This is a genomic window from Legionella feeleii, assembly GCF_001467625.1.
Classification (GTDB): domain Bacteria; phylum Pseudomonadota; class Gammaproteobacteria; order Legionellales; family Legionellaceae; genus Tatlockia; species Tatlockia feeleii.
Map to the genome: position 1 here is coordinate 84,443 of NZ_LNYB01000085.1, position 1,058 is coordinate 85,500.

Here is a 1,058-nt window from a genome sequence, read left to right on the forward strand (position 1 = left end):
AACCAGGATGCTCTGCGTAATTTCCTTTAGGCCCAGAGCCTTGATGATAGGTACAATATTTGGCCACTCATCTTCAATGAGTTGGCGATCAATCTTGCCGACAGGCTTGATTAACCAGTCATTATATTGATCCAGATCATCGCCACAGTAAAGATGCTTGAGTTGAGATTGCAAATTGGTGAATCGGGGGCATAACCGGCCGCCAAACCAATCCATTATTGCAAAATTTGTTTTGTTGATGATGTGCATATCGCCCGTAATAGAGCTGGGCATGATGCTGCTTGTGTTGTTGTACCAAATATCAAAAGCGAAGTAACTTTCATGCTCATGGGCGCCAATTAATTCTGTTTGCAGGGGAATATGATTAACCAATAGGGTATATGCCACAACGCCTTTTCCCCTTTTAAAATACTTTTTGGAGCGTCTGGCCTTAAGGGTCGGTTTTTCAACCTCGTATTTCTGACCATCAACGCCACCATAAAGAATGGCCATGTCTAATGAGTAATAGGGGAAAATGGGCATTTGGGCAATATCATCACCGATGATGTCGTTGGCTCTTTTTAATGTTTGCAACCGCATGCGTGACTGATATATATCCAGAAGTCTGTCGTAAGGAATATCAGAAATTTCTGCCATATTGAGGTTGCCGTTATTGAATGCTTGCGCGATAATCACGGCATTTAGGCTGTTTTCATCAACATACACTTTGCCGTAACGAGGCTGTATGTGCGTAAAAATTGATGAATATCGGCACCGTTCATTAACAAATCGAAGTACATCCGTAATATCGCAGAGTGGCAACTGATCATAAAAACGATCTTGATGCTCTTCATCCCCCTCCGCCCTGGATTTTTTCAGGTGGATCGTGTTTGTTTTTTCATCATAATTAAGATGTTTGAGTTTTCCTTGCATAAAATCACTATTGAACCTCAGCCATTCTGTATGTAGTTCAGCAATGCGATCGTCCAGTAATTTTTTGATAGGGTCTCTCAGTGCAGGGATATCCAACGGCTCAACCAACGCTCCTTTTTCATTGGCAGAACTAATCTCCTGTTGAA

The 1,058-nt window shown here is 42.0% G+C and carries 1 protein-coding gene; it reads right to left on the bottom strand.

What is annotated here, in order from left to right:
* The coding region (locus tag Lfee_RS17415; RefSeq protein WP_193786956.1) for a Tn3 family transposase at positions 1-1,058 on the bottom strand (1,058 nt) is incomplete at both ends.